The sequence below is a fragment of the Arthrobacter sp. MYb224 genome (genome assembly GCF_002975455.1).
GTDB lineage: Bacteria > Actinomycetota > Actinomycetes > Actinomycetales > Micrococcaceae > Glutamicibacter.
This window is the reverse complement of record NZ_PCPU01000014.1, coordinates 22,851-32,690: the sequence shown is the minus strand read 5'-3', so window position 1 is coordinate 32,690 and position 9,840 is coordinate 22,851. Positions and strand designations below refer to the sequence as shown.

The following is a 9,840-nucleotide window of genomic DNA, read 5'->3' as shown; positions in this document are numbered from 1 at the left end:
GGGGTGGCGAAGTCTGTTCCGGTGGTTCCTGCGAAGGCGTCGGTGGTTGCTGCTCCTAAGGCTGGGGTGGCGAAGTCTGTTCCGGTGGTTCCTGCGAAGGCGTCGGTGGTTGCTGCTCCTAAGGCTGGGGTGGCGAAGTCCGTTCCGGTCGTACCTGCGAAATCTACACCTGCTATGCCCGCCGATATCGAGGACTCACTGGAAAAATTTCGTGCCTCACCCAATCCGGGCGAGCTCTTATCCATACTGATGCGGCTTTGGAACGATCGAGGAGAGATTACTCGTCCGGCCGCATTGATACACAAATATCCACTATTGGTTAGCGGATTTAACGCCCGTGGGGCATTGCTGGTTCGTCAAATAAACGATGCGGCGAATATGCAGGCGTCGCTACCACCTGTTCCACCGCGTTCATCCGGTCCGTTGGTTGAACAAGAAGAAGACCGGGTCCTATATTGTGTACATGCAACGCCAGAATTCCACTCAAACGGTTACGCCATCCGCACCCAGGGTGTCGCTGAAGGATTAGCCTCCAATGGACGGAAAGTACGTGTCGTCGGACGACCCGGCTATCCATGGGACGTTATCGTACCGAACAAGCCAGAACGAGAACGCCACGTAAACGATAATGGGATCCTAGAGTATGTCTACCTCCCCACGGCTGGGCTCGACCAGCTTCCAAGGGGAACCTACATGCAAGTTGCAGCTGATGCTCTTGTTCGAGAAGCCATCAAATTCCGCCCTGCTGTGATTCAGTCGGCTTCGAATAGCCAGACTGCGTTGCCTGCGTTGATTGCTGCACGAAGGCTTGGTATTCCTTTTGTCTATGAGGTTCGTGGTCTTTGGGAAGTCACTCAAGCAACTAAGAGTGAACACTGGGGCGCGTCAGAACGTTTCGAACTTGACGCAGCACTGGAGACCCAAGTTGCTATCGAAGCAGATGCAGTCAGCGTCATTACACGACAGCTTGGCGAAGAACTGGTCCGTCGTGGAGTTTCCAAAGACAAGATTTCAGTCATTCCGAATGCCGTCGACATTGACCTCATTCGTCCTCTCTTGAAAGACCCCGTATATAAACCAGCTCCTGGGCTCGGGAAAGCACCATTGATCGGATTTGCAGGAAGTTTAGTTTCCTACGAAGGCTTGGACTTGCTGATTGAAGCTGTCGGACTGCTTAACGCCGAAGGAACCGACTGCCGTCTTGTTATTGCAGGTTCGGGTAACCATGAATCGGAGCTTAAAAAGATTTCAAAGGAACGGGGGCATGAGCGTCTCGTTCATTTCTTGGGTCGTATACCCCACGATGATGTGCGTCGACTTCTGGCTAGCCTTGATGTAGTGGTTTGTCCCCGCACCGCTAACCGGGTCACTGAAATGGTTTCTCCTCTTAAGCCTTTGGAAGCCTTTGCAGCCGGCCGAGTAGTCCTCATGTCAGATGTAGCGCCCCAACGAGATTTATCTGCTGACGGTGTAATTGCACCATTGTTCCATGCCGACAATGTTGAATCGTTGAAGAACGAGTTGCGAAATCTCATTGATAACGCGGATCTGCGCCGAGACTTCGAGAGACGAGCTCGTTTATGGGTGGGGGATGAACGTACCTGGCAACGAGTCTGTGCCAAGCTCATTGAGGCTCATGCATTTGCCCGTGATTCGCTAAAGAAAACTCTTATGGCTGCTCCGGAAATGAAGTTACTGCTTTCGATTCGCTTAGCAGTATTGGGGGAGGGCGCATTGCCTGTTCCTTTTGGCGAACATTGTGAGGCGATTCCCGTTGACCACTTAGCAGCTAGTTGGACGGCTCTGCTTGAAGACACAAAATTCGATGCGGTCATTTTATCGGGTACTACAGCCGACGATGCATGGCCTCTATCTGCCCAAATCGATTTTCTCCGATTAGCTTCAGCTGCCAATGTTCCGTGCATCCTCGTCTCGGACAAGGGAGCTGATCAGTTGTCTGAAATCAGCGACTTAGAAAGATACGTGGATCATGTGGTCTTCTCCGGAGCAAACGAGATAGAACCGGAACTCGCACTCAAAACTACGAGTGAAATAAGCCTTTCTGTCTTTACTCCGGTATTTAACCCTCAGAAAACGTCTCCACTTGGTCGTCAGGTGCGCACGAATGTTGTATCGGTACTTCCTGATGCCGTGCCTTCCGAACAAGTTCTCGACATCGCGCGAGTTCACGGATTGCTCGTTTGCACGGTGGGTGATACGAATGTCGTTCTGCCTAAGCGTTTCGCAAAGAATAGTGAGATTTTTGGTGACTCGGATCAAGCGTTTCAGCGTGCGACGGAGACGTTAGCCGTCTTGCGTGGTACTGGACCGAACGATCGCAAACTCACAATTGAAGCTACCGCTCGCGGGCTTATCGAAATTGCTACAGTACCAAATGCCAAATTTGATTCGTTGGATGACCACTTGGCGCGGCTCGTAGGTGAACCAGATATATGGTTAAGCTCAGCCTGGAATAGCGTTCGAGAAGCGCATCGCACAAGCACAGCAACGATGATACTTACGATGCTATTGCGTGCCGCCGGAATTTCCGTCGGATATCGCCGACCTGTTTCTTATGCCGTTCATATCGAATCTGGCTTGGAATCCAATACACAAAATGCTGTTCGGGAACTGCTGTCACAAACTGCAGCCCCGGCCGCAATCGTTGTCAGCACTGAAGCTGAGATTTCTGACGAACTTGCATCTTTGGCGCGTCGACGTGGCGTCCAAATCGTAGACAAACAACCCGAAAACATTGAGTACTTGGGAAACTTTGTCGCCGGACGGGCGCGAACCTTCTATGAAGACTTGCTAGTTGCCGCTACTTTCGAAAACTGCGATGAAGTTCGAGTTTCAACTGAGTCAGCTAACAAAGGCGAATTGGTCTCTAGAGTCAGAAGCGGCAAGACCTTACCAGTTGGCTTGCAACGAGCTGACGGTGGCCGAAGCGATAACGAGAGAACTGTTCTTGTAGTTCACCAAGCAACACCAACCATGGTAATTCCCGAATCAGGGAACCCTAGCGATTCAGTGGCAAGTACCAAGCCCGCTGAAAAGAATTACGTGGAAGCAGACGGCTCGACAACTCGTATACTGATTCCCGGCCACGATTTGAAGTTTATTACCGGTATATCTGATGCACTGGTAGCAGCGGGGGCAGAGGTTGAGATTGATAAATGGAAAAACCACACGGTACATGATGAAGCCTTCAGCCTAGAGGCGCTAAAGCGTGCTCACGTTATTCTTTGCGAGTGGGGCTTAGGCAACGCGATCTGGTACTCGAATAATAAGCTACCGAACCAGCGGCTATACGTCCGCGTGCACAGCCAAGAGATCAAGACCTCGTATTTGAAGAGAGTGAATCATGAGGCTGTTGATACCTATATTTTCGTTAATGACTTGGTTAGAGACATTGCGGTTGCATTCCACGGCGTACCCATCGAAAAAACGGTGATCATCCCCAACGGTGTTGACGCTGAAAAGCTTCGGAAACAGAAAAAACCTCAAGCTCATAAAACGATTGGCTTTGTAGGCGCTGTTCCACAGGCGAAGCGGTTGGACGTTGCTCTTGACCTTCTTGAAAAAGTCCGAGAAACTGACTCGGAATATCGAATGGTTGTGAAGGGAAAGGGACCAGAAGACTACCCCTGGATGGCAAGGCGCCCAGACGAAATGGCTTGGTACAAGAAGCAGTATGACCGCATAGACCTGATCAATGAATCTAGTCCTGGCACCGTGGTCTTAGAAGGTCACGGCGACGATATGGCTGAATGGTATTCGGGAATTGGAGTTGCGGTTTCAACAAGTGATTTTGAATCATTCCACTTCACAATCGCAGATGGTGTTGCCTCTGGAGCTCGACCTGCTGTTCTGTACTGGCCTGGTGCAGACGATGTTTATCCGCGTCGCTGGATCTCAAATAGTGTTGAGCAAATGGCAGATTCAATCCTCAATGGATCTCATGACTCGGCGGATACAGCTTTTGTAGTTGCGCAATATTCGCTGGATACCGTGTCGAAGGACATCCAACGTCTCATTGCACCCATTGGTGAACAAAGATGATCCAGTCAAAAAATAAAGACCAACAAAAAATTGGGTATCGGCTGGTTCAAAGAACTAATCATGGCCAGATAACTTCGCGACGCGATGCCTTAGTAATATGTGCACCAGAGTTCTTAGATCAGTGGCAACGACTAGGAAATATCCTCATTCTTGTACCTGGGCTGACCACTCACCAGTTAGCTGGATCACAAGGGATTCCTTGGATCATTGATGAAAGTGCCCTGCTAGGAGGCGCGTGGGCTGGAAGCGACGGGTCGATTGGTGAGAGTCGAATTGCCGAGTTGGAAGCGTTTGCGAAGGCCGCAAGAATCGCAGGAGGGATCTGCGTTTACATCCAGCGAGGATGTCGAGTTCCTAACGTTAATCTTGAACGGTTCCGCGCTCTGGGGGACATCAAGATTAACTTGAGCGAGCCTCGCCAGAGAATGCAAGAACCGTCACTCATCCAGCGGATAAGAACTGTACTCGAATAGGAAAAGATGTTGAGCAATGGACGCTAAACGAAAAGTTTTGCTTTATGGTGACGTCAACCTGAGTTATATCGATGGCTCTGCCGTTTGGCTAACTTCGATGGCCAACGCTTTGACCAAGACTCGTTCTCATGTGTCTCTCCTCCTGAAGGCTCCTGCCCAAAACGGAGGGTTGTTCGAGGATCTAAAGGCAATTAGTGACCTTGAAATTATCGATGACTTTTCTACCAAAAAAGCGAGGGGTGCAAGTTATTCACAACCTAATGCGGCCATACGCATCGAAAAATTAGTCGATGAACGTCGATTCGATGCAGTGGTATGTCGAGGCTTTGCCATCTGTAAGGAAGTCTCAAAGTTACCCCATGCCGGGTCCCGACTCTGGGCTTATATGACAGACATTCCACAGACCGCAGAAGAAATGACTGACGAAATTCGTGCTGACTTGACGCGAATTGCGACGGCAGCCCGCAGAGTATTCGCCCAGACTAACGAAGCAAGAGATTTTCTCGAATATCACGTTCCTGCTGCGCGTGGAAAGACACTCGTGCTTTATCCGATGCTCCCTGATACACACGCGGTGCCAAATAAGGGCATTGCCAACGAGCAATTCGATAATGCCAACAGGCCAATCCGGCTGGTGTACGCGGGCAAATTTGCACGTGCATGGAAAACTCTTGAAATGTGCGAGATTCCGTCAAAAGCCGCAGAGCTAGGAATCAATGTCGAACTGACGATGGTTGGCGACAAGATCCAGTATGACGCCACAGATCCGACATGGTCCACCAGAATGCGGCAAAAGATTAACGACTCGACTGGCGTTGCCTGGTTGGGCCGGATGAGCCGGCAAGAAACCATGCGGGAACTGACCAAACATGACATCGGCCTGGCGTGGCGCAGTTCAGAATTAGACTCTAGTCACGAGATATCGACGAAGCTGCTTGAATATTTGGCATGCGGAGTGCAGCCGCTACTGAACAGAACTGCGATGCACGAGTCGCTACTTGGTACCGCCTACCCGCTCTTTATCGACAATGGTGATGTGCTGGACGCATTGCAAAAGGTGAAAACTGAGCAGCTCGATCTTGAAGATCTTCGTCTAATCACCGGTCCTGCGGTCAACATGTTCCGCGTCAAAGTTCGCGCAGACTATCTCGAAACTGAGCTGGAACGCGCAATCCGGGGGGACTCTGGGAACGACGGTAAGGTAAAGCTGAATGTAATTGGCAACCAGCAGTTCAGCCACTCGATGAAAACTGTGTTTCGTGAACTACGTCAAGTAGTTGTTGATTCGTCCACGGGAACAGGTGACGTCAAAGCAGCTGACATGCTCACCGATTTCACGGTTGTCGAAGGGGACTCACTAGAGGGGGATCTTACGGCAGGGATGCCTGTTTGGGCTACCTGGCGTAAAAGAACTAAATTGGTGCCCAAAGGGGTAGTACTTGCGGGTGTTCTCATTCGTGAAGCCGCGGATCGTGGTCAAGCAGCTCGATGGGCTGGCCTTCCGGCAGCTCGCGTATTCGTTATTCCCAAGGCTGTGGACTACACGTCACGTCGGGTGAAAACTCGGTCTGCAAAATACACCGTAGGCGTCGTCGCGGGCCCTGGAGATGAGGGGGTGGCAGTGGCCGGCGCTTACCAGCTTATAAAGGAGCTGCTCAGCGTTGATTCTCGGTTCAATGTAAAGCTGATCTTTCCAGCTGAGCGCAACACGTCGTTGGACGCGTGGGAACAAGAAACAGTCTTAGATGGATTATCCGAACTGTCCCTCGATAATGAAACGGCCTGTTCTTGGTCCATGGAGGCGAGCCAAGGAGATAGTGCTTGGCTTCGAGAAGTTGGATGGATCATCGGTGCAAATGAGAACTCAGTTGCATTCGAATTTGGTGATACACCAAAAATATCGGGCACCATCGAACTGCCTTCCTTTAAAACCATCGGTGAATCGCATAGGCTCAACGTCGCAGCCGCTTACGAAGAAATTATCGACCAAATAACCTTGGCAACGCGGAATGCAGACGACAATGGTTTTACGGAAGCCAGTACCGAGGATCCTCAAGACTTTGCCGAGCTACATAAAATACTTGCCGCTGCGTCCGTCTAAACTGTCTTGATCGCTAACTGAACGGATTTTAAACATGACGATGGAGTCAGGGATGACTGCAGCGCTACAAGAAACAGTGCGCAAGCAATTGCTAAAGGGACGAGAGAAATCTCTGGAGCACGCACGCACTTTTCTTAACGAAAACGTCGTGATCTCTACGCAGCAGCAAGTATTCAATATTGCCGACGGGCAGATGTGGATTGAACCTCATCCGAGATCGACACTGCGCTGGCTTCATGGATTTGAATATATGGTGGATTGGACCACCGCTTGGGATCAGTTGAACAACCACGAGCGAATCGCCTTGGTAACTCGTCTACAGACCGTGATTGAAGATTGGACCAGCAAGTTTGGCTTCCGTCCCGGTGACGATCCGATGGCCTATCACGATGAAACCACGGCGCTCCGCTTACAGTCCCTAATGGCGCTGCATCGATCTCCTATCGGGCCAAAACTTGGTGACCATTTTGAAGCCCTCATGGAAGCAACAGCACTTCTTCTCTCTGAGAAAACTTTCCATTCTGGGCTAAACAATCATGGGATGCTTCAGGACGGTGCTTTGCTTATTTACGGTGCAATGCTCCAACTCGAAGAACGGCCGATACCATTTGAAGTATTGGACGTATGGGACCGGATTCTCACCTACGCGAGAACTACTTTTGGAGTCGACGGTGTTCACAAGGAACATTCTCCTGTTTATCACTTGCTCGTTTGCGAAAAACTGGCAGACTACTCAAACCTTGCCTCAGCGATGCGATTGCCGCCATCAGAATTCTTAAAACAACTACTAGTCCAAGCAGCAGAATTCGCTCTTCATGCTACGACGCCTGGCTCGGCCTTCGTACCTCTTGGAGACACCAGCCGAGAGAAAATCCCTGTAGAGGCTATCTCGATTTTTGATTCTGCTGAGTTTGAATGGGCAGTGACCCACGAGCGAGGAGTTCCCCCCGTAAACAGAGCTGCTGTGTTTGAAGAAAGCGGATATGCGGCGTTTAGGACAAGTTGGACGGATCGAAACGCTACGTACCTGATGCTGGCGAATGCATATCATGGTTCTTACCATAAACATTCTGACGAGCTCAATGTATATCTTGAGTCTGGTGGAGTGCCAATACTAGATGATGCCGGCCCCTACGGGTATGACTATGGGGATCCATTGGTACAGCACGCGTACTCGTCCTTTGGCCACAACACTTTGTTGGTCGACGGGAAAGGACTCAAAAGACATGACGGGGCAATGGAGAAGACTTGGTTCCAAGATCTTGGGTCAACTGAGAACCAGCTACGGGTTTGCGCATTCACCTCGCGTTATGACGGAGTCATCGCTTCACGTGAGGTAGAAGTTCAAGGCGAGTCTACGGAGAAAACGCACATTAGGATCCAAGACAAGGTGAGCTCCGACCAATCACACCGCTATACGTATTTGTGGCACTTTGGCCCAGATCTGGTTCCCGTATTACGGGGTAGTGGAGTTGAGCTTTATCGTGATGGTTCGAAAATCGGAGAAGTTCTCGTTTCATCCGATACCGCGCTCAGACTCAACCTACTCCGAGGAAATCAGAATCCTGAGAAACAAGCGTTGCATTTCTCATCAATGGGAAAAGTGCAGGAATCTACGGCCTTAGAGGTTGAGCTATTCGCTGGCACTGCGGCTGTGACAACGGATGTTAGATTGGGTGATTACGTCCTTGTAGACCGTGGAGTAAAACCGAATGGTGAGTGGCTAACTTCGGCTGGCAACGTCCCACTCCGCTATCTTCTTGAGGTCGAGCCAAGCTCAATTACGGAGTCTCTTACCGTTATTTTTTCGTCATTGCGCCAACCCGGCGACTTTGCACATGACTATCGTTCTGCACTTCGGGGGACAAAAACATCGAAGCTATTTATTCTGGATGACTTCGGTGAACGCGGATCATATTATTATTCCCACGGTCGCGACACCTCAATTTTTCACTCAGTTCAGGCTTTGATCGCCGATATTGCCGAATCCTTAGGGATACATCGCTCTAAAATTACAACTATTGGGTCGTCGAAGGGCGGTTCTGCAGCATTGATTCATGGTTATGCTGCACGTGTGGGGCGTGTGATCGTTGGAGCACCACAGATACTGATAGGTAATTACACTTCTGGACATGCACCAGAAGTATTGCGGTACTTGGCTGGGGGGAGTACTCCTGGTGATAGGGAATGGGCCAATGAGATCCTTTCTAATGTTATAAAAGATGGATCAAGGCACACACGCGTGTCCGTTCTAGTTGGTACTGAGGACCATCATCTTTTGGGCCATATTCGACCTTTCGAAAAAATGACCGCCGCCTCGGGGAAACCTATTTCTGTTTCTGTCGTTCCTGGTGTTAGCCATGGCGACATTGGTACGGTCTACCGAGATTTTGCGCGTCATGCCGTACTAAATGGGTCAAAAGTGTCGGTTCCATACATGGTGAGGTATGACGAAACTTCAACGGAATTAGTCATTGCCGTGGGGGATCTCCTGCATGCGCGTGTTGCGGCTTGTTATTTGTATAGCGGTAATGAACTGCTTGCGAAGTCACCTTACTCGGACGAGCCTGTGAGGAGATGGAAAGTGACAGCTGGACGGAACTATCACGTACGAGTCTTTATCCGTGATGGAGCAGCTCAACTACCGACATTCAATACGGAGATACTGGATCTGACGACAAAAAACGATTTTGATTGAAAAGAACGTTTGAAGCGTACTTGCAACGTTCAACCAAGTATTCTGAGGGTATCTACGAAGGGCCCAACTCGTTGCCCGGCTACCTAGATGCTTTCTGAATTATGCCGAGCTTTTCAGGCAGCTGGTACTTCGTGACCTGCCTGGTTCCAATCGTCCGGATGGCGGCTCAGCCTAATCACGATCTCGGCATAATTGGAATTATCCTGAGTTCGAGATAATTCCGAGTCGTGGTTTAAGACATTGAAGTCTATGCCGGTATTCCCTGAGCAGTTTGGTTCGTTAGCGCATGCCCGGGATTGTATGGGCCGGTTTGCTCATATGTATGGCACTGAGCATCGTCATTCGGGTTTGGGGATTTATACTCCTGCCGACGTGCATTCCGGCATGATTAGGCACATGGATGTCCAACGCCTTGCGGCGTTGGACAGGCACGGGCGGAGCATCCTGAGCGGTTTGGGATGAACCGGTTACCGAAGAAAATGTTGCTGCCCGAAGTTGCATGGAGC

3 protein-coding genes and 1 pseudogene are annotated in these 9,840 nt (G+C 50.3%); all 4 read left to right on the top strand.

Going from position 1 to position 9,840, the window contains the following annotated elements; translation table 11 throughout:
* Window positions 1-66 precede the first annotated feature (66 nt).
* Window positions 67-4,062 (top strand): glycosyltransferase, encoded by a 3,996-nt coding sequence (locus CQ017_RS17560; RefSeq protein ID WP_146112532.1) that lies wholly within the window; start codon window positions 67-69, stop codon window positions 4,060-4,062.
* A gap of 489 nt (window positions 4,063-4,551) precedes the next feature.
* Window positions 4,552-6,636, top strand: a complete 2,085-nt coding sequence (locus tag CQ017_RS17555) for a hypothetical protein (RefSeq protein ID WP_105554789.1) — start codon at window positions 4,552-4,554, stop codon at window positions 6,634-6,636.
* Between the two features lie 52 nt (window positions 6,637-6,688).
* Entirely contained in the window at window positions 6,689-9,334 is a 2,646-nt protein-coding gene (locus CQ017_RS17550) for a heparinase II/III family protein (protein WP_181150588.1), read from the top strand.
* A 231-nt stretch (window positions 9,335-9,565) separates the two neighbouring features.
* Window positions 9,566-9,796 (top strand): annotated as a pseudogene (locus CQ017_RS18585) (integrase core domain-containing protein); the annotation flags it as partial.
* Window positions 9,797-9,840 lie beyond the last annotated feature (44 nt).